Below are 21,723 nucleotides of genomic sequence, written 5' to 3' on the forward strand. Positions count from 1 at the left end.
CAACGCGATTTCACACTACACATTGATCAGGAGGAATAAACAATGGCTATTTTGGTAACTGGTGGAGCAGGGTATATCGGATCACATACGGTAGCAGAGCTACTGGATCGTGGTGAAGAGGTTGTCGTTATTGATAACCTGCTGACAGGGCACCGTGAAGCTGTACTGGGCGGTACTTTTTATGAAGGCGATCTGCGCGATAAGGCGCTACTGGAACGTATTTTCACAGAAAATAAAATTACAGCGGTGATCCACTTTGCAGCAAGCTCGCTTGTAGGCGAGAGCATGCAGAACCCTGCCAAATATTATGATAACAACGTGTATGGAGCGATGTGTCTGCTTGAGGAAATGCACAAAGCTGGCGTGAAAAACATCGTATTCTCCTCCACAGCAGCAACCTATGGCGAACCGGACAAGGTACCAATTGAAGAAACGGATCGTACGGAGCCAGCTAACGTTTATGGCGAAACAAAGCTTGTGATGGAGCGCATGATGTCCTGGTTTGATAAAGCACACGGTATCCGTTATGTGGCTCTGCGCTATTTCAACGCAGCAGGCGCACATGCAAGCGGCAAAATCGGTGAAGATCATCGTCCAGAATCCCATCTGGTACCGCTCGTCTTGCAAACGGCACTTGGGCAGCGTGCTCATATCTCCGTCTTCGGTGATGACTATCCAACTGAAGATGGCACCTGCGTACGCGACTACATTCATGTTAGCGATCTGGCAGATGCTCACCTGAAAGCAGTAGAGTACCTTGCTGGTGGCGGCGAGAGCAGCGCCTTTAACCTCGGTAACGGACAGGGCTTCTCGGTTAAACAGGTAATCGAAACTGCGAAAAAAGTAACCGGACGCGAAATTCCTACCGTATTCGAGCCACGTCGTAGCGGCGACCCGGCTGTACTGATCGCTTCCTCTGCAAAAGCACGCTCTGTACTGGGCTGGACACCAAAGCATGATAGTCTTGAAAATATTATCGCCAGCGCATGGCAATGGCACGAATCCAAACCACAAGGATATGGTAACCATGAATAATACAGAACGTACGAACGAACAAAATCAGACACTGCTAGCGATTGATGAACTTGTCAAATTCGCTTTTGATAAGCAGATGATCAAGGTTGCAGACCTCGATTATGCGCGCAATATGCTACTAAGCAAATTCCGCTTTGATGAGCCATACGACGCTAACGTACCGCTTCTGGCGAGTGTGGATCAGGGCGAGCCTGCTGACTCCCCGCAGCCGATGATCGACACTATTCTCGATTATGCGTACAGCATCGGCATGCTGCCCGAAAATACCGATACGTACCGCGACCTGATGGATGCTGAGATTATGGGTCTACTGATGGCACGTCCATCCGAAGTGACCGCAGATTTCTTCGATACATTGGATCGTGAAGGTATCGAATCGGCAACCGATCAATTTTATCAGCTGTCGATCAATTCCAATTACATCCGTATGGATCGTATCGCGAAAAATGTATACTGGAAGCAACCAAGCAGCTACGGCGATCTGGAAATGACGATTAACCTGTCCAAGCCAGAGAAAACGTCAGCTGAAATCGCCCAGGCGAAGCTGTTGCCACCACCATCGTATCCGAAGTGTCTGTTATGCCGCGAAAATGTAGGCTATGCTGGTCGTATCAATCACCCAGCGCGTCAAAATCTTCGCGTGGTGCCACTTATGCTGAGTGGAGAAGCGTGGTTCCTGCAATATTCGCCGTATGTGTACTATAACGAGCACTGCATCGTGTTCCATCATGACCACGTGCCGATGCAGCTCACCAAGCAGACACTGCGTCGTTTACTTGATTTTGTCGGCGAATTCCCGCATTACTTCTTGGGTTCGAATGCCGATCTGCCTATCGTAGGTGGCTCGATCCTGACACATGATCATTTCCAGGGTGGACGTCATACATTCCCGATTGAAAAAGCAGCGGTAGAGCAGACGTATCGTCACGAGACACGCGAAGGTATTACGCTGGAGCTGGTCAATTGGCCAATGTCCGTAATTCGTCTGCGTGCCTTCAACGATACTTTACTGCTGGAAGCAGCTAACGATATCTACGAGGCATGGAAAGTGTATAGCGATGCCGAAGTGGACATTCTAGCGTCTACACCAGATGCAGACGGCAACCCGGTGCGACACAATACCGTAACCCCAATCGTACGCCGTCGTGGTGAGCAATACGAGATGGATCTGGTATTGCGCAACAATCGTACCAATGAGCAGCACCCGGATGGTATTTTCCACCCACACCGCGAAATGCATCATATTAAGCGCGAAAATATCGGTCTGATCGAAGTCATGGGTCTAGCTATCCTTCCAGGACGCTTAAAAGACGAGCTGGATCAGATCGGTTCGATTCTGACAGGCAATACCGCGTTGCTGGACGAGCTGCGCAACACAGCTGACCACAAGCTAGCACATCATCTGGAATGGGCAGAGCACATGGTCACCCAGTACGGTACAGAGCTGGAGCAGGAAGCAGCTACCCTGACCATACAAGACGAAGTTGGCCGCAAATTCGCCGAAATTCTGGAACACGCTGGCGTCTACAAAAAAGACGAAACAGGCCGCGCCGCTTTCCAACGCTTCTTAGAAAGCACTGGCTACCAGCTCAACCATAAATAAGTTCTACCCAAGCCATTCAACAAAGCAAAACCATTAAACAAAATCAATGAACACATTCAACTAATCGCACAACCAACGAACCAAACAACCAAACAAATGAACCAACCCAAGCAACAAACACAAAAAGCCAAACTACGGTCCCCCAACATAACCGCAGCCTGGCTTTTTGTGCTATTCATCCCCACCCAAATCATCAAATCACACCAACCCGATTTGAAATCTGAATATAAGTTTATTAAAATATAATTGCCTAAAATTATTTTATTGTAACCCAACCCATTTTCAAAATCATAATATATGTTGGTTCCAGGTGATAAGCATCTACAATAGCTACAGGTATAAGGATACGGACAAGATAGAAGTAATAAAGCAACTAATTTCACTATTTTTACTAATCTCTGTTCTTACTAATCGCTCTTCCTACTGCTCTCTCCTTATACCGCTGCATCTTTTCCTGATTGCTACAATTATCGTGTATGTTGCAAACATCACGGAACGAAGGAAAGGAAATAAGGGAAAAGGACGGCTTACCGTGTTAGTGCTTTACTAACACGAGGTCCAATGAAGAGTGATTTTTGCGAAAGCAAAATATCTTACCCTTTCCGAGGGGCGGGAATCTTCATTCTATCCAAATTCAAAAGATTCCCGCGGCTCCACCCGAGTCCGTTCCCTTATTCCTTTCCGAAGTGGTATACGCACAATCACCTAATCTTTCCAGCACACCCCCGATAGATGCAGCCCCCCAACACATTTTGATTTTACCAGCTTACAGTATATAATTGTAAAGGGCTAAGAAACAGTAACTAACTTATCGCTCAAGGAGGCTTTTTCAAGATGAAATCTTTTGAATTCTATAACCCAACTCGCCTGATCTTTGGTAAAGGCCAATTGGAAACATTAAAACGTGAAGTACCTAAATACGGCAAAAACGTACTGCTCGTATACGGCGGCGGAAGCATCAAGCGTTCCGGTCTGTATGATGAAGTGATTGCCAAGCTGAATGAAGCGGGCGCAACAGTAACCGAGCTGGCAGGCGTAGAGCCTAACCCTCGTTTGACTACTGTGCACAAGGGGGTTGAGCTGTGCAAAACCAACAATATCGACCTCGTACTTGCTGTAGGTGGCGGTAGTGTTATTGACTGCGCTAAAGCGATCATCGTCGGTGCAAAATATGATGGAGACGTATGGGAGATCATTGAGCGCAAAGCAGCTGCAACTGGCGCATTGCCACTGGGTGTAGTGCTGACCATGGCAGCAACTGGCTCTGAAATGAACTCCGGTTCCGTTATTACCAACATGGACACACAGGAAAAATTGGGCTGGGGCAGCGCATACTCATTCCCATCGTTCTCCATTTTGGACCCAGAATTCACATATTCCCTGCCAAAAGACCAGACGGTATACGGCATCGTAGATATGATGTCTCACGTACTGGAAACTTATTTCCATCCAGAAGAAAATACACCGGTTCAGGATGGTTCCTGTGAGTCCGTGCTGCGCGCTGTCATCGAAGCGGCTCCAGGTCTGATCAATGATCTGGAAAACTTTGAGCTGCGTTCTACGATCATGTACTCCGGTACAATGGCGCTGAACGGCGTATTGAGCATGGGCGTAACGGGTGACTGGGCGACACACAATATCGAGCATGCGGTATCCGCTGTTTATGATATTCCGCACGGCGGCGGTCTGGCGATCCTGTTCCCGAACTGGATGCAATACAATCTGAAAGTAAATCCTGCACGTTTTGCGAAGCTGGCGGTAAACGTATTCCACGTTGACCCAGCAGGCAAATCCGATGAGCAGGTAGGCGAAGAAGGTATTCAGGCATTGCGCGATTTCTGGACATCGATCGGCGCGCCGAGCCGCCTTGCAGATTACGAAATCGACGATAGCCAGATCGACCTGATGGTCGAAAAAACACTCAAATTCGGCCCATCCTTTGGTAACTTTGCGAAGCTGAAAGCGGACGATGTACGCGAAATCTACCGTATGTCTCTGTAAGTTATCGATTCAATATCGATTGAATCGTAGTAGCTTTTGCAATAGAGCATGAGCCGTTGAACAGGCTTAACTTATACAATGGAAACAATAAGATAGAATGAGAAGCGATCTGTCCTTTGATTAATATGGGGCAGATCGCTTTTTTGTGTCATGTATTTTAAAAATATGTTTATTTTCAATATCCAATCTTAAAATTCGTTCATCAATATAATGATTCATTTCTTGTAAAGTAACTCCCCTGATTAAACAGATCCTAACCCTCTATTTTCTCCAATGATCGTCCTTATTTTATATAAATTTGGATAAATTTATATAAATATGAAACCAATATCCTTTGCATACGTAATTATAGGTATATCGCCATTTTCTATGTCTGTGGTCGATATGAAGAAGCGCCACTTGCTACTTATTCATTTCTCCACAGCGTTAGAAATCGAGAGAAAGGAGTACACCGTTATGGAAACGCTATATTGGACGTGTCTGATTATTGGAGCGGTCTATGCGTTATTCAGTCTTGTCTTTGGTGACTGGCTAGGAGACGTGCTGGGTGGCTTGGAGCTACCGGGTGTAGATTTTCTCAAGCCGATTGTGTTAGCCGGGACAGTGACGGTTTTTGGCGGGGCAGGCATTATTTTGGACAAATACACGACATTGTCCACATCGCTTGTGCTGGTCTTATCGCTTGCAGCGGGAATACTGGGTGCGTTGCTCGTATTTTTTGCTTATATCAAGCCGATGGAGCACAGCGAAGTATCGACAGGCTATTCAATCCGTGAGCTGGTTGGCAAAATTGGAGAAATCACCATTCCCGTTCCAGAGACTGGTTATGGAGAAGTGATGGTTCGTTTATCTGGAGGCAATGTCGTGCATATTGCTTCTAGCTTTGATCATTGCTCCATTGCTGCGGGTTCACGCGTGGTCATTATCGAGGAACAGGAAGGAATACTGGCAGTAGCAGAATTTGAAAAGCAGGATGCATTGTCCTCCTTATCCCATTCTTCGCTACGCTAATATGACCAGCCGATTGAAAGGTTGTAGTCACTACGTAAGGTAGCGGCGCTACTAGAACGGCTTTAACGTTAAACTAGAAAGATGATATACATAGCCGTTCATAATCCCTGTCTGTCTTTGTCCCAAAAAAGTAAGCGGTATGGCGATATCCGGCAGGCATGCCGAACTACAAATAAGCCAAAAGGGGAGAATGCGATGCCATTTGTAAATGAAGTTGTACTGATCGTAGCAGTCGTTGTTATTGTACTGGTGGTGCTCGGGATTACGTTCTGGGCGCGCTACAAAACGGTGAGCACAGATGAAGCAATGGTCGTTACCGGTTCATTTTTAGGAAGTAAAAACATTTCTGACGATGGTTCTGGACGCAAGATTAAGATTGTACGTGGTGGCGGTGCATTTATATGGCCGATCTTTCAAAAGGCAGAGTTCCTGTCCTTACTGTCGCACAAGCTCGATGTGACCACACCTGAGGTGTATACCGAGCAGGGTGTGCCTGTTATGGCAGACGGGGTAGCGATTATCAAAATCGGTAGCTCGGTTGAAGATGTAGCTACAGCTGCTGAGCAGTTTATGGGTAAACCGATCCAAGCGCTGCAAAGTGAAGCACAGGAAGTGCTGGAGGGTCATCTGCGTTCGATTATGGGATCGATGACGGTAGAGGAAGTGTATCGTAATCGGGATCGTTTTGCACAGGAGGTACAGAGTGTCGCAGCGCGTGACCTCAAAAAAATGGGCTTACAAATTGTCTCCTTTACGATCAAGGATGTACGTGATAAGCATGGATATCTGGAAGCGCTCGGTAAACCGCGTATTGCAATGGTAAAGCGAGATGCCGAGATTGCCGAAGCGGAAGCGGTACGTGACTCTCGTATTCAAAAAGCACAGGCAGAGCAGGAAGGACAGAAGGCAGAGCTTCTACGCGATACGAATATCGCGGAGGCGGAAAAGGAAAAAGAACTCAAAATTGCTGCCTTCAAAAAAGACCAGGATACCGCTCGTGCCGAAGCGGATCAGGCTTATCATATTCAAGAAGCTAAAGCCAAGCAGATTATGATGGAAGAGCAAATGAAGATCGAGCTTGTTCGCAAAGAACGTGAGATCGATCTGAAAGAACGCGAAATTACCGTAAGCGAGAAGCAGTACGACGCACAGGTAAAAAAGAAAGCCGAAGCGGATCGCTTTGCAGTCGAGCAAGCCGCCGAAGCCGAAAAGTCGCGTAAAATGCGTGAAGCTGAAGCGCGCAAATATTCGATCGAAACCGAAGCAAAGGCATCTGCCGAGCAGCAGCGTCTTGCTGGTCTGGCGGTTGCCGAGGTCGAGCGTGCACAGGGTACAGCTGAAGCGGATGTGATCCGTCTGCGCGGTCTTGCCGAAGCCGAAGCGAAGCAAAAGCTGGCTGAAGCATTTGAAAACTACGGTCAGGCAGCGATTCTCGATATTATCTCCAAGATGCTCCCAGAGCTGGCAGGCAAAATCGCAAGCCCACTGAGCAGCATTGATAAGCTAACCGTTGTCGATACGGGTAAAGGTGAAGGCGGCGGTGCTGCACGAGTGAGCAGCTACGTGACCGAGCTGATGGCAACTGCTCCTGAAATGCTAAAAAGTGTCTCCGGTCTGGATCTGGAATCAATGATCAAAAATTTCACCGGACAACCAACCGAGCCGAGCACACCAGCTGCCAGTCGCAATAAAAGTAAAGTAGACGCTCGCCCGGCTACAGCAGCGGATGTGCTGGACGCTTTGACCATTGAGCCTGTTGCGGTGGTAACGCCATCCGAAGCTCCGCGCAACGTGCAGCAACCTGTGGCTCAGCAAGATATGATAGAAGAACGTGAAGAAAGTAAGGCTTAATGCTGGGAAAAGTCATGCACAATAAGAAATTGAAGCTTCAATCGATGCATGACATGCATGCATCCAATTCATACGTTACATGCATGAAATCGATAGGTTCAGTATAAGAAAACCAAACGCAATCAGTAGCTGGATCGATATCGAATTTCTTCCCATTATAAAATAGAGATGGCACTAGCTTTCGTTGAATGGACGAAATTGCAAAGCTTCACGTATCCTAAAAGGGCGGTAAAGTCGCATGAAAAAAGGCTTTGCCGCCTCTTTGCGTTGCCGCACTACCGGGCGTTTCGTATTGACGTAGCAGTGATTTTTTGATAACTTATTCGGGATAAGGCGATAGTAAAAAGGGGTGCAACTGTGAGCAGCCTACAGGTAGCTAAAGTGCTGAATAATAACGTAATTATTGCAGATCATCCCCAGTATGAAGAAGTCGTGGTGATCGGTAAGGGAATCGGTTTTAATCGCAAGGCGAGCGATCAGATTCCGCTGGATGTCGTCGAGAAAATGTTTATTTTGACCAATCAACAGGAGCAAGAGCAGTATAAGCAGCTGGCGACACAGATTGACGAGCGAATCATCGAAGTGATCAATGAGATCATTCATTATATTAATAAAGAAAGCAAGACACCGCTGAACGAGCATATTCACATCGCACTAACCGATCATATTGCATTTGCGATCAAGCGTGCTGAGCAGGGGATGACCGTGCAAAATCCATTTCTGTATGAGACACGTGAAATGTATCCAGCAGAATATAGACTGGCTGAGCATGCGCTGGACATTATTAATAAGCGTCTGGGGATCAGTCTGGAAGAGGATGAGATCGGCTTTGTTGCTCTGCATATTTATAGTGCGCTGACAGATCAGCATATTACGGAGATCAAGTCACATTCGCGGCTTATTGCCGATATGATCAAGGTGGTCGAGGATTCGCTGCATCTGAAAATCGCCGGAGACAGTCTGGACTATTCACGTTTGCTGACGCATCTTCGCTTTGCGATCGAGCGTATTCGGCGCGGAGAGAAGGTTGCAGCTACTCACCGACTGGAGGAAATGCTCAAGTCGGAATATCCGGAAGTGTATTCGCTCGCATGGAAGCTGACCAAAATGATGGAGAAGCGTCTACGGCGCCCGGTCTATGCGGCGGAAGTTAGCTATCTTACGATGCATTTACAGCGTTTCGTCGAAAAAAACGAATAGTTCTTGTAACTTTTTTAATGAAAAGGCTTGCAAGTTGGAAATGTCAATGTTATAATTCAGAACGTAATCAACAAATGAATAACGGATATAACGTGTTACTGATTCGATCAGGCATGAGTTTACAAAGTATCTGAAATGCAAGACTGCATATGCAAGGACAGGTCTATCCTGAATCCCAACATACAGTTTGAATTTACAGGTGCATTGTTTGCTCATGCCTTTTTTGCGTGGTCTCCCTTATTCGTGTTGTTGAGCGTCGCATACTATATTTTACTATCAAGAGGGGAAGTGGCTGTATTGTTTAAACGTCTGTTTGGCGTTTTGCAAAAAGTAGGTAGAGCACTGATGTTGCCAGTCGCAATTCTGCCTGCAGCAGGTTTGCTGCTCGGTATCGGTAACATGCTCGTTAACCCGGACTTTTTGCAGTATATACCTGCATTGAACGCACACTGGGTTCAAATTACTGCACAAGTAATGATGAACTCCGGTCAAATCGTATTTAGTAACCTGTCCTTATTGTTTGCTGTCGGCGTTGCCGTCGGTCTTGCTGGCGGGGAAGGCGTTGCCGGTCTGGCAGCGATCATCGGTTACCTGATCATGAACGTAACGATGGGTACTGCAATGGGCGTGACTGCGGACCAAGTAGGCAAGCAAGATTTCTCCGTTGCTTCCGTACTCGGTATCCCAACGCTGCAAACTGGTGTATTCGGCGGTATCATCGTCGGTATTCTGGCGGCATCCATGTACAAGCGTTTCTTCAAAATCGAATTGCCTTCATACCTCGGCTTCTTTGCCGGTAAACGTTTTGTACCGATTATGACAGCAGTTGGATCTCTCGTACTGGGTCTGATTATGATTATTGTATGGCCTCCAGTTCAGACATTCCTGAACACTGTTTCTCACAACATGGTTGATGCGAACCCAACACTGTCCGCCTTTATCTTCGGTGTGATTGAGCGCTCGCTGATTCCATTCGGTCTGCATCACATCTTCTACTCTCCATTCTGGTTTGAGTTCGGTGAGTATGTGAACAAAGCAGGTCAACTGGTACGTGGTGACCAGAACATCTTTATGGCTCAGCTTCGCGATGGTGTACCATTCACAGCAGGTACATTCATGGTTGGTAAATTCCCGTTCATGATGTTCGGTCTGCCTGCTGCGGCACTGGCGATCTATCATGAAGCAAAACCAGAACACAAAAAATACGTTGCTGGTATTATGGGTTCTGCGGCACTGACTTCGTTCCTGACAGGTATTACAGAGCCACTGGAATTCTCATTCCTGTTCGTAGCTCCAGTTCTGTTCGGTATTCACGCTATCTTTGCCGGTCTGTCTTTCATGACTATGCAATTGCTGGGCGTTAAAATTGGTATGACATTCTCCGGTGGTCTGATCGACTTTATCCTGTTCGGTGTAATTCCGAACCGTACACCTTGGTGGGACGTTATCATCGTCGGTCTGATTCTGGCTGTTATTTACTACTTCGGTTTCCGTTTCGCGATCCGTACCTTCAACCTGAAGACACCGGGCCGTGAGGACGTAACTGCAAATGATACACAAGAGGGCGGCGGTTCCGCTTCTCAAGACGAGCTGCCAGGTAAAATTCTGGACGCATTCGGCGGTCAGCAAAACATTTCCAGTCTGGATGCTTGTATTACGCGTCTGCGTATTCAAGTAAAAGAACCAAAAGAAGTAGATAAAGCACAATTGAAAGCACTGGGCGCTTCCGGTGTACTGGAAGTGGGTAATAATATCCAGGCGATCTTCGGAACACGTTCCGATACAATTAAATCGCAGATGCAGGATATCATTGCAGGACGTACACCACGACCTACACCTCCAAGTGTGGACAATGAGCCTGTGAAGGCGACTGCTGAGGGACAGGTAAACGTACTGGCAGAAGAAATGATCGTAGCTCCAGCTGAAGGCGAGCTGCTGAACATTTCCGAAGTTCCAGACCCTGTATTCTCGCAAAAGATGACAGGTGACGGCTTCGCCATCCTGCCATCGAACGGTACGATCGCTTCTCCAGTTAACGGTAAAGTATTCAACGTATTCCCAAGTAAGCATGCGATCGGTATTATGTCCGAAGCAGGCAAAGAAATTCTGGTACACGTTGGTGTGAATACCGTTAAGCTGAAAGGACAGGGCTTCAACGTACTCGTTGCCGAAGGTGACGATGTTATGGCTGGACAGCCAATCCTTGAAGTGGATCTGGAGTATGTAAAAGCAAATGCTCCATCGATCATCACACCGATCATCTTCTCCAACCTGCCAGAAGGCGCAGCGGTAACGCTGAAAAAATCCGGCACTGTAAAAGCTGGAGAAGGCGACATTATCTCCATCAAGTAATGATCGATATCGAATCAGGCAACAGAGCCTGACACCGTTCCTTGAGCGGTGCACAACAGAGCAATCGATCCCATTTTACAAATGCATAATGACATCATTGTTAGCCTTCTCGGTCGATATGACCGACATCAGGCAATTCCCGCAGACTATAGGCGACCCTTTACCGGGTTCGTCTATAGTTTGCTATCATTATGGAATGAAAGCATTTTGCGGTGAATGTGAGTATTTATCTGATTCGTTCATGAATTTGCCTAAAAATTACCGTAAAATGTTGGGTATTGCTGAAAAAAGTCGATTTTTTTTCTGACAGAAGGTGCATCCGGCGTTATTATGCTGTACAATGGAATGGATGGCTTGATGATTTACATCTATCTAACAAAACCCCAAATTATAAGAAAGCGAGTGACTCTATAATGGAAAAAACATTCAAAATCGTTGACGAAGATGGTATCCACGCACGCCCAGCAACAGCTCTTGTAACTGCTGCTAACAAATTTGCTTCTACTGAATCTTTTGCTGAAGCTAAAGGTAAAAAAGTAACACTGAAATCCATCCTGGGCGTTCTGTCCCTTGGTCTGGAGCAAGGTGACACTATCGTTCTGTCCACTACTGGTGCTGAAGAAGCAGCTGCTCTGCAAGCTCTGACAGACGTAATGGTGAAAGAAGGGCTAGGCGAAATCAATGGCTAATATTTTGGGAATCGCGGCGTCTTCGGGCATCGCTATTGCCAAAGCATTCCGTCTGGAGCACCCTGAATACGAAATCAGCAAGCGCTCCGTAAGCGACGCCGATGCAGAATTGGCTAAACTGCAAGCTGCTTTGGAAACTTCCAAAGGTGAGCTTGAAGCGATCAAAGAACGTACGTTGCAAGAAATGGGGGAAAAGAAGGCGGAGATTTTCCAATCTCACCTACTGATCCTGAGCGACCCTGAGCTGATCGATCCAGTCAAAGACAAGATCACCAGCGATATGGTTAACGCTGAATTTGCACTCAATGAAGTCGCTTCGCAATTCGTAGCGATGTTTGAAAATATGAAAAGTGCTTACCTTCAAGAGCGTGCAGCTGACATGCGTGACGTTACAAAACGCGTGATCAACCATCTAATGGGTGTGAATTTCCAGAGCCCAGCAGAAATTCGTGAAGAAGTGGTCATCATTGCAGAAGACCTGACTCCTTCCGATACAGCGCAGCTTGATCGTAACTACGTAAAAGGCTTCACGACTAACATCGGTGGTCGTACTTCCCACTCCGCAATCATGGCACGCTCCCTGGAGATTCCAGCGGTTGTTGGTACGAAGGAAGTTATGGAAGTCGTACAAAACGGTGATGTAGTTATCGTTGACGGTCTCGAAGGTAACGTTATCGTGAACCCGGACGATGCTACACTGGCTGATTACCGTGCAAAACGTGAGGCATACGAGGCTCAAGTAGCAGAATGGCGCAAGCTACGCGACGAAGCTACAGTATCCAAAGATGGCGTTCACGTTGAGCTGGCAGCCAATATCGGTACACCAAACGATGTTGCTGGCGTTATCGATAACGGCGGCGAAGCAGTAGGTCTGTACCGCACCGAGTTCCTGTACATGGGTCGTGACGAATTGCCATCGGAAGATGTACAATTCAACGCGTACAAAACGGTACTGGAGCGCATGGAAGGCAAGCCAGTTGTTGTTCGTACACTCGATATCGGTGGCGACAAAGAACTGCCTTACCTGACATTACCAAAAGAAATGAACCCGTTCCTGGGCTTCCGTGCAATCCGTCTTTGTCTGGATCGTCAGGACATTTTCCGTACTCAACTGCGTGCGCTGCTGAGAGCAAGCGTATTCGGTGAACTGCGCGTGATGTTCCCAATGATCGCAACACTGGGCGAATTCCGTCAAGCAAAAGCGGTTCTGCTGGAAGAGAAAGACAAGCTGGTATCCGAAGGTGTTGCGGTATCCGACAACATTCAACTCGGTATCATGGTTGAAATTCCTTCGACAGCGGTACTGGCTGACCAGTTTGCCAAAGAAGTGGACTTCTTCAGTATCGGTACAAACGATCTGATTCAGTACACGATGGCAGCTGACCGTATGAACGAGCGTGTTTCCTATCTGTATCAACCATATAACCCGTCCATTCTGCGTCTGGTTAAAATGGTTATCGATGCAGCACACAAAGAAGGCAAATGGGCTGGTATGTGTGGCGAGATGGCAGGGGATGCAACAGCAATTCCACTGCTGCTCGGTCTGGGACTCGATGAGTTCAGCATGAGCGCAAGCTCGATCCTGCCTGCACGTAGCCAGATCGCGAAGCTGTCCAAAGCTGAAATGCAAGAGCTTGCTGCTAAAGCACTCGATATGCAAACAGCAGAAGAAGTGGTTGAGCTGGTTAACGCGATTCAGGCGTAATACGGAAGAATGTTTCGCTTTATCGTAATAACCAATGGAGTACACTGCCTGCGATTTTAGGGCAAACTCGATTGAATTGTTTTCCAACAATCCCATTAAGCTGATTTCCTGAATGTTTCGGGAAATCAGCTTTTTTTCATTTAAAATGCTGGGAGGAGCATTAGAGAGCGCTCCGTAAAAGGATTGTCCAACGGCCTCCGGTTAAGCCTGCAAATGTTGTGATTGGAGATGGTTCATTTGCAGGCTTAAAGGTCGGCCTTTTGGACAATTCCTTTTGCTCCACTTGGTGCGTGTATATTCTGTTTTTGCACATATGAAAGCAGTTTTAAAAGAGTGTGATAGGGGCATTGACGGATAAGAGAAAAATAAAAGGTTAGAGTGATTTTTCTATAATGGATCTGTAGATAGAAGATCGAAGGAGTGTTTTTATTTTATGATAATCTTTAGCGTTAAAATATATAACTAGAGATTGGATACTTCTCATTATAGAAAGTGGGTAGAGTACAATGGAAGCTTTTACAATTAGAACTGTACAGATCGAAGATGCTGAACAGATTTACGTGTTAAATCAGGAATTTAATCCGAAGTTTTATCAATTTACAGCAGAGCAGGTACAGCAACGAATTCGTTCTTTGCTGATTAATGAACGAGACATTGTACTTATTGCAGAAAAGAATCAGCAAGTTATAGGATTTATTCATGGTAGCTTGTATGAATTATTGTTTTCAGAGCTGATGGTGCATGTGGTATGTCTTATTGTTAGCGAATCTAATCGACAGCAGGGAGTTGGTAGCCAATTATTAGCTGAGCTTGAACAATGGGCAACACAGCAAGGAGCTAAAGCAATGAAACTATTATCCCATCCAAGTCGTACCAATGCTCATCGACTGTATGAAAAGCGAGGCTACACGTATACAAAAGATCAAAAGAATTTCGTAAAGCAACTACTTTAAAAAAGTCTCATCCAATACCATGTATAATAACTAGGTTCGTGTATGAATGATTAGGTATCCAGCACAATAAGATAATTACAGTTAAGGAATGTAGAGAGAAGGCTTGGAATTTACAGCTTATTCTCAATCAGTAGATTTCTGAGCTTCATTTCAGGATGTTCCCTTCTTCCTTCCGATATTCGTTTGTTCTAACCAGACATTCTTATCAAAGGCTTACAGGCTCGAAAATTAAAAAGGCTCCCAGAAGTATGCAATGTGCATATCTCTGGGAGCTTTTCTTTATAAGGTTTGTAATCAGATTCTAAATCATCAATCAACTACAAGCGCAGTTCAACACTGGCTTACGCGCAGCAGTCGCTTCATCCAAACGACTCACATACGTTGTATATGGCGCATTCAGCACCAGCTCTGGATTTTCCTTCGCTTCATTAGCGATGCGAATCATGGTATCGATAAAGCCATCGAGTGTTTCTTTGCTCTCGGTTTCGGTTGGCTCGATCATGATACATTCTTCCACGTTCAGTGGGAAGTATACGGTTGGTGGGTGGTAACCAAAATCGAGCAATCGTTTGGCAACATCCAGTGTGCGTACGCCGTATTGCTTTAAGCCTTTACCGGACATAACGAATTCGTGCTTGCACACATTGTCATAAGGCATCACATAATGATCCTTCAGGCGGTGCATCATATAGTTGGCGTTCAGTACGGCACATTCGGATACGCGGCGCAGACCTTCTGGGCCATAGCTGCGGATATACGTATAGGCGCGAACGAGAATGCCGAAGTTACCGTAGTAAGCTTTGACACGACCGATCGAATCCGGTGAACCGGAACGAAGGGTGTAGGTGCCGTCTGTTTGTTTTTCTACAACGGGCTCAGGCAGGAATGGCAGCAGCTTGCTTTTCACACCGACTGGGCCAGCACCTGGGCCGCCGCCGCCGTGCGGGGTACTCATCGTTTTATGCAGATTCAAGTGAACGACGTCGAAGCCCATGTCGCCTGGACGGGCAATACCCATAATCGCATTGGAGTTAGCACCATCGTAATAGAGCAGACCGCCTGCTTCGTGTACAACCTGAGCAATCTCAGTAATTTGTTCCTCGAACAAGCCTAGTGTGTTCGGGTTGGTCAGCATAAGGGCCGCAGTATCCGGGCCGACCGCAGCACGCAGTGCATCCAGATCAACCAGTCCGCGTTCATTGGAAGGAATCGTTACCGTTTGGAAACCGGCTACGGTTGCACTCGCCGGGTTTGTGCCGTGCGAGGAATCCGGTACGATGACCTTTGTACGATGCTCGCCGCGTTTTTCATGGTAGGCACGGATCATCATAAGACCTGTCCACTCGCCGTGTGCACCAGCAGCAGGTTGCAGGGTAACAGCATCCATACCAGTTAGCACAGCCAGATCGTTTTGTAACGTATGCAGCAGCTCCAGCGCACCTTGAATGCTTTGCTCTGGCTGGTACGGATGGATTTTGGCAAATCCAGCGTAGCGAGCTACGTCTTCATTTACTTTTGGATTATATTTCATCGTACAGGAGCCGAGGGGATAGAAGCCATTGTCGACCCCAAAGTTCATACGGGACAGCTCGGTATAGTGACGGATTACATCCACCTCATAAACTTCCGGCAATGCCGCCGCTTCGCTACGCAGCATATCCTGCGGAATCAGGCTGCTCAGATCGGCTTCGGGTACATCACATTCCGGTAAGGAGTAACCGACACGACCAGGCTGACTCAGCTCGAAAATTAATGCCTTTTCCTTTGCGACCACAGCTTGTTGCAATGGATTCGTGTCGACAGCTTGCGTTTCGCTTGCAGTTAACGTTTCGTTTGTCATAGCGATGCCTCCAATTCGATTGCCAGTTGATCGATTTCCGCTTTGGTGCGTTTTTCCGTTACGGCGAACAGCATATGACCGGACAATTCTGGATACGATAGACCGAGATCATAACCACCGATGATGCCTTTTTCGAGCAGCTTGCTATTAACTGCTGCTGCGGAAGTACCCTCCGGCAGACGAACGACAAATTCATTGAAGAATGGAGCGGCAAATGCCAGTGTGCAGCCTTTGACAGCACCGATCGTGGTAGCAGCGTAATGTGCTTTTTGCACGTTTAATCCAGCGACATCAGCCATGCCCTGCTTGCCCATAACGGACAGGTAGACGGAAGCTGATAGTGCCAGCAATGCCTGATTGGAGCAAATATTCGATGTGGCTTTATCACGACGGATATGCTGCTCACGGGTTTGCAAAGTCAGCACGAAGCCGCGTTTACCGTTACGGTCTGTCGTTTGACCGACGATACGACCTGGCATACGGCGCATCTGTGCTTGAGAAACGGCGAAGAATCCGCACGTTGGACCGCCGAGCGACATGGAGATACCGAGCGGCTGTGCATCACCGACTACGATATCGGCTCCGAGCTTGCCTGGCGCTTCCAGCAGACCAAGCGAGATCGGATTCGTGCTCACGACGAGCAGTGCGCCATGCTCATGCGCCAGATCGGCAGCGGCACGGATGCCTTCAATGCCGCCGAAGAAGTTAGGCGATTGAACAAGCACGGCTGCGGTATCGTTATCCAGCACTTCGGCAAGTGCGCTAATATCGGTCACGCCATCACCATAAGCAACCTCAACGACATCCAGATTCAAGCCGCGTGCATAGCTGCGTACAACTGCGCGTGATTCCGGGTGAATGGTAGAGAAAGCGACGATCTTGCTACGACGAGTAGCCGATGCCGCAAGGGAGGCAGCTTCGGCAAGCGCGGTTGCACCATCGTACATACTCGCATTAGCAACCGCCATGCCTGTTAATTCACAAATATAGGATTGAAACTCGAAAATCGCCTGTAGCTCGCCCTGGCTAATTTCCGGCTGGTACGGTGTATAGGCTGTATAAAATTCGGAGCGTGAGATCACATGATTAATAACGGAAGGTACATGGTGATCGTAGATGCCTGCACCGAGAAAGCTTGTATAGCGATCGGTATCTGCATTACGTCCAGCAAGAGTAGCTAGATGGCGAGTCAGTGCATATTCGTCCAGCATGCCAGACATCGGCATCGTTCCCTCGTAACGAACGGAAGCAGGGATGTCCTTGAACAATTCCTCAACAGAGGAAGCACCGATGACAGCCAGCATGTCGGCTTCATTTTGTGGGGTCATCGGAATGTAGCGATGGGATTTCATAAATTATGCTCCTTTCGGTAGCGTGCTACCGGAATATTATCAATCGAATCGTTCTTAGCCATATATTTTGATTGACGATAAATCTATACAACAGTGAATGTACATATATGCAACAATCGATTAAATAAGATGAAAAGCTTACGATTTTACCGGCTGACGCTTGTAAAATGGAGCTTTCACGACTTCAGCCTTCAACTGCTTGCCTCGAATTTCAACTTCCAGCGGTGTACCCAGCTCAGCGCTGCTTGCCTCGATCAAAGCGAGACCAAGATTACGCTTCAATGTTGGCGACTGTGTCCCTGTCGTTACCTCACCAATCTGACGACCCTCGCGGAATACCGTATAGTGCGAGCGTGGAATACCGCGATCCAGCAGCTCGATACCGACCAGCTTGCGTGGAACCCCATTTTGCTTTTGCTCTGCGAGAATATCACGCCCGATGAAGTCACCTTTATCCAGCTTGACGAAAAAGCCGAGCCCTGCTTCCAGCGGCGTAATATCAGCAGATAGCTCCTGACCATACAGCGGCAGCTTCGCTTCAAAACGGAGCGTATCACGTGCACCCAGACCGCAGGCGATCAGACCATCATCTTCACCTGCTGCCAGCAGACCCTTCCAGATTGCTCCAGCCTGCTCTGCTGGACAATAGATTTCAAAGCCATCTTCGCCGGTATAGCCTGTACGGGAGATAATCACCTCCGCACCATATAGCTTCACATCTGTAACAAATGTAAAGCTGGATAGCTCAGTCAATACATCCGTACCCGCTGCTTTACTCATGATCGATGCAGCCAGTGGACCTTGCAGCGCGATCAATGCCGTTTGCTCGGAGATATTATTAAGTAGTACATCATCTGGCAGATGCTGCTTGAGCCAATCGATGTCTTTATCGATATTGGAGGCATTCAGAACGAGCATGTACAGATTCTCGTGAATGCGATAGACGAGCAGATCGTCCACGACACCGCCATTCGGATAGCACATCAAGGTGTACTGGGCTTGCCCATCCTGTAGACGAGTCACATCGTTCGTCAGCATCTTTTGTAAAAAGGCTTCGGTGCCTTTGCCACTGAACATGACTTCGCCCATATGGGATACATCAAACAATCCAGCACGTTCGCGCACAGCTTCATGTTCTTTTTGAATGCCATAAAATTGTACTGGCAAATCCCAGCCTCCAAAATCGATACAGCGTGGGTTACCCGTTTCGGCGTATAGCGGATAAAGCGGTGTTCTTTTCAGCTCTGTTGTCATTTTGGCTCACCTCTAATTCATAATATGAACGGTCAAGCGATCTACAGACTGGGTTACTATGCCGCCCAGCCTAAGATTATCATCAGGAGCAGGGCTTATTTATTTTGCGATAGCATCTTCTCAAGGTGAGGATGAAGGAGCATTGATCCTTACCAAAGAGCAATCGTTCTGCAACAGAACACAAAAAAACAGGGAGGACAGGGAAGAAACGGGTACATAACCCGCTCATTCCCTTGTCCTCCCTGTCCTTGATACCTGAGAGTTACCTTGCTGCCTGTCAGCATATCGCTGATGGAGCCGAAATGAACATTTCAGCCAGATCAAGCAAGTTTCCCCTTTGGTGATCCGCTGCGTAGATGTTCTACGCCGGATGCTCTCCAGAGCCGCGTCCCGTACAGGTCCCTTTTACCTGAGAGATTCACCGTTTCCGGCTTACTCCTTCGGCGCTGCCATCCAGTGGTCAGTCTCTCCCTGCACATTCATCCGCTTCCATATGATGTTATGTATTTCCGAACATTAAATCACTAAACGGTCAAAAATGTATGTTTATTATATTAATACTTGATTGAGTAAACGATGTCAAGCCTCTTGACAGCGCAAACTCGCTTACTATACTCTTGTGGCATTAGGATACTAACATGACAAGAATCGGAGGAGCATAAACGATGAGCGAGATTAAGGATCAATTGCTGTACAGTAAAGAGCACGAGTGGGTGGAGCGCATTAGTGAGGATACTGTACGTATCGGTATTACCGATTTTGCCCAGCATCAACTGGGAGATATCGTGTTTGTAGAGCTGCCTGAAGATGGACGCGCTGTAAGTGAGGATGAAGAAGTAGGTACAATCGAATCGGTTAAAACCGTTTCTCAATTGTTTTGCCCGGTAGCCGGAACGGTAAGCAAGCTCAATCCTGATCTCGAAACCGAACCAGAGCTCGTCAACTCCGACCCATACGGCCGCGGCTGGATGATCGAACTCAAAGTAGACGGTGATCTGGACACAGCCCTGTCTACACTGCTTGATGCCGCTGCTTATGCGGAGCACGCACAGGATTAATCTGTTAGCTCCAGCACCATATCGTTGCCCGGCATGATCAAATTATCAAAATACTTAAAAACGTAATATTAGAAATGTTTAACTTATCATCCTCGAGCGCCTGGCGTTCGGGGATTTTGTTATGGAGAAATATAAACGCTAGCTTTAAAAGAAAGTAGGGTAGGCATAAAAAGACTGTATCAATCAAAAGAGAACATCAATTCAAAGATGAAACCCATTCAAAGAACATACACATCGAAGCGACCCAACGTCAAAAGGAGCAAACTTTACAATAAGAGACACAGAAAAGTTGATATAGAGGAAGTGAATGAAAAGTAGATACGGTGCAACAAACAACGAGAGAAATCGATATATTGAAGCCAAACTTCAACAGTAAGCTTAAAGCGCTTTCCTGCTTCCAGTATATCATACTACCTCGCAATAATGCGCGATCCGATGCGTATGAAATAAATCCTATTTTCTAAAAATGTATGCATATTAACCTCAGACCACTTCATGCGTAGATTCCCTAATATACGTTTACAATTCTAGTAAAGTCTCTGCTAAAGCCGAACGAAGTATTCAATGAGAGCCTTTATTAGCATCGCAGAAAAAAGTATCGCAGAAAAAGTATCGCAGAAAAAGTATCACTAAAAAGTATGATCAAAAAATTTGCTACAAAAAATAATTACAAATCAACGAATATATGAACTTCTTCCTTTTCCTTACTGAAGTCATATCCATCTATACCAGCATAATCTAAATCCATGATGAAAGGAGCCACCCACATTGAACACCCGACGCATACTTATCACAGGCGCCAACTCCGGCATGGGACTTGCCTCCAGCATTGCGCTTGCCAAGCAAGGACACGAAGTGATCATGGCATGCCGCAACGAGGAACGCGGACAGCAAGCATTGCAGCAGGCTCGTGAGCAAAGTGGATCTGATCGACTAAAGCTTATGCAATGTGATCTCGGTTCACTCGACGGCATCCATCAGTTTGCCGAGCAATTTTATCAAAACTACGATCGGCTCGATGTGTTATTGAACAACGCTGGTGTGGTCAACCTCAAGCGTAAGGAGACAAAAGATGGCTTTGAGATGTCATTAGGTGTCAATCATCTTGGACACTTTTTACTAACCCGTCTGCTGCTGGATGCGGTTCGACAGTCGCGATCTGGACGCATCGTCACGGTAGCCTCTGGCGCGTATAAAATTGGCAAAATTCACTGGGACGATCCGAATCTGAAGCATGGCTACACGGTGATCAAATCCTATGCTCAGTCCAAGCTGGCGAATCTGTATTTTAATCAGATTCTAGCGGAGCAGCTTCAGGGCACAAATATAACGGCTAACTGTCTGCACCCTGGCGCGGTAGCGACAAGCATCGGTGTCGATCGAGACACCGGCTTTGGCAAACGATTACTAGCAGCACTGGCGCATACGCCCTTTTTTCAAACACCTGAACAGGGCGCAGAAACCGCGGTATTTCTCGCAACCGATCCATCTGTAGAAGGACAATCCGGTCACTATTATTATCGTAAAAAAGTGCATTCTCTACGGCCACGGGCGATGAACCGTGAAGAGGCGCTGCGGCTATGGGAATGGAGTGAGCAGCAAACGGGAATCGAATCCTCCCTTCATGTATAAACGAATTGAAAGTAAAGGGAAGTAGCCTGTTTAGCAGGAAGCGACATCTTTTGCATGATTGAAATAGGATTCTGGCAATGGCTGTGATAGACTGGAGAAAGCGGGCAACTACACGAATAAGGCGTTGTACCGATCGGTCTGATCATTTGTGAGATTGCCTTTTTCTAGTGTCATACCGACATTCGTA

The 21,723-nt window shown here is 47.0% G+C and carries 15 protein-coding genes and 1 riboswitch; of the genes, 12 read left to right on the top strand and 3 right to left on the bottom strand.

The genetic code is table 11. The annotated features are described in order from the left end of the window. Positions 1–42: 42 nt before the first annotated feature. From galE to SK066_RS06505, 10 genes are all read left to right on the top strand, one after another. Positions 43–1,035 (top strand): UDP-glucose 4-epimerase GalE, encoded by a 993-nt coding sequence (gene galE, locus SK066_RS06460; protein WP_188776157.1) that lies wholly within the window; start codon positions 43–45, stop codon positions 1,033–1,035. After that, positions 1,028–2,638 carry a UDP-glucose--hexose-1-phosphate uridylyltransferase gene (locus SK066_RS06465; RefSeq protein ID WP_320544065.1) on the top strand — a complete coding sequence of 537 codons (1,611 nt, stop codon included), beginning with the start codon at positions 1,028–1,030 and terminating at the stop codon, positions 2,636–2,638. The genes galE and SK066_RS06465 overlap by 8 nt, the downstream gene beginning before the upstream one ends. Positions 2,639–3,472: 834 nt before the next feature. Then, entirely contained in the window at positions 3,473–4,639 is a 1,167-nt protein-coding gene (locus SK066_RS06470) for an iron-containing alcohol dehydrogenase (RefSeq protein WP_320544066.1), read from the top strand. A gap of 456 nt (positions 4,640–5,095) precedes the next feature. Further along, positions 5,096–5,650, top strand: coding sequence for an NfeD family membrane protein (locus SK066_RS06475; protein ID WP_320544067.1), 555 nt, complete (start codon positions 5,096–5,098; stop codon positions 5,648–5,650). 195 nt (positions 5,651–5,845) lie between these two features. After that, positions 5,846–7,501: a flotillin lipid rafts scaffold protein FloT gene (locus SK066_RS06480; protein ID WP_320544068.1), complete on the top strand. Its 1,656-nt coding sequence runs from the start codon at positions 5,846–5,848 to the stop codon at positions 7,499–7,501. A 357-nt stretch (positions 7,502–7,858) separates the two neighbouring features. Beyond that, the gene (gene glcT / locus SK066_RS06485; protein ID WP_188776162.1) at positions 7,859–8,701 is read left to right on the top strand and encodes a glucose PTS transporter transcription antiterminator GlcT; all 843 of its coding nucleotides are present in this window, start codon (positions 7,859–7,861) and stop codon (positions 8,699–8,701) included. Positions 8,702–8,998: 297 nt separating this feature from the next. Continuing rightward, positions 8,999–11,053, top strand: a complete 2,055-nt coding sequence (gene ptsG, locus SK066_RS06490; RefSeq protein ID WP_250344640.1) for a glucose-specific PTS transporter subunit IIBC — start codon at positions 8,999–9,001, stop codon at positions 11,051–11,053. A gap of 413 nt (positions 11,054–11,466) precedes the next feature. Continuing rightward, positions 11,467–11,742 carry an HPr family phosphocarrier protein gene (locus SK066_RS06495; protein WP_188776164.1) on the top strand — a complete coding sequence of 92 codons (276 nt, stop codon included), beginning with the start codon at positions 11,467–11,469 and terminating at the stop codon, positions 11,740–11,742. Next, positions 11,735–13,447, top strand: coding sequence for a phosphoenolpyruvate--protein phosphotransferase (ptsP, locus tag SK066_RS06500; protein WP_320544069.1), 1,713 nt, complete (start codon positions 11,735–11,737; stop codon positions 13,445–13,447). Before SK066_RS06495 ends, ptsP begins: the two co-directional genes overlap by 8 nt. Positions 13,448–13,953: 506 nt before the next feature. Beyond that, positions 13,954–14,400, top strand: a complete 447-nt coding sequence (locus tag SK066_RS06505) for a GNAT family N-acetyltransferase (RefSeq protein ID WP_188776166.1) — start codon at positions 13,954–13,956, stop codon at positions 14,398–14,400. 313 nt (positions 14,401–14,713) lie between these two features. On the opposite strand, the gene gcvPB is transcribed toward SK066_RS06505, so the two are convergent. The 3 genes from gcvPB to gcvT form a co-directional block, all read right to left on the bottom strand. Then, positions 14,714–16,240 (bottom strand): aminomethyl-transferring glycine dehydrogenase subunit GcvPB, encoded by a 1,527-nt coding sequence (gene gcvPB / locus SK066_RS06510; protein WP_320544070.1) that lies wholly within the window; start codon positions 16,238–16,240, stop codon positions 14,714–14,716. Further along, positions 16,237–17,592 carry an aminomethyl-transferring glycine dehydrogenase subunit GcvPA gene (gene gcvPA / locus SK066_RS06515; protein ID WP_320544071.1) on the bottom strand — a complete coding sequence of 452 codons (1,356 nt, stop codon included), beginning with the start codon at positions 17,590–17,592 and terminating at the stop codon, positions 16,237–16,239. The genes gcvPB and gcvPA overlap by 4 nt, the downstream gene beginning before the upstream one ends. A 138-nt stretch (positions 17,593–17,730) precedes the next feature. Next, a complete protein-coding gene (gene gcvT / locus SK066_RS06520) occupies positions 17,731–18,846 on the bottom strand; it encodes a glycine cleavage system aminomethyltransferase GcvT (protein ID WP_320544072.1) in 1,116 nt (371 codons plus the stop codon). Positions 18,847–19,232: 386 nt separating this feature from the next. Then, a riboswitch (glycine riboswitch) is annotated at positions 19,233–19,329 on the bottom strand. A gap of 182 nt (positions 19,330–19,511) precedes the next feature. Here gcvT and gcvH point away from each other — a divergent pair. Continuing rightward, a complete protein-coding gene (gene gcvH / locus SK066_RS06525; protein ID WP_188776169.1) occupies positions 19,512–19,904 on the top strand; it encodes a glycine cleavage system protein GcvH in 393 nt (130 codons plus the stop codon). A 768-nt stretch (positions 19,905–20,672) separates the two neighbouring features. Continuing rightward, on the top strand, positions 20,673–21,536 hold the full coding sequence (locus tag SK066_RS06530) for an SDR family oxidoreductase (RefSeq protein WP_320544073.1): 864 nt from the start codon (positions 20,673–20,675) through the stop codon (positions 21,534–21,536). Positions 21,537–21,723 lie beyond the last annotated feature (187 nt).

Origin of the sequence: Paenibacillus hunanensis, assembly GCF_034055775.1 — a bacterium.
Lineage (GTDB): Bacteria > Bacillota > Bacilli > Paenibacillales > Paenibacillaceae > Saccharibacillus > Saccharibacillus hunanensis.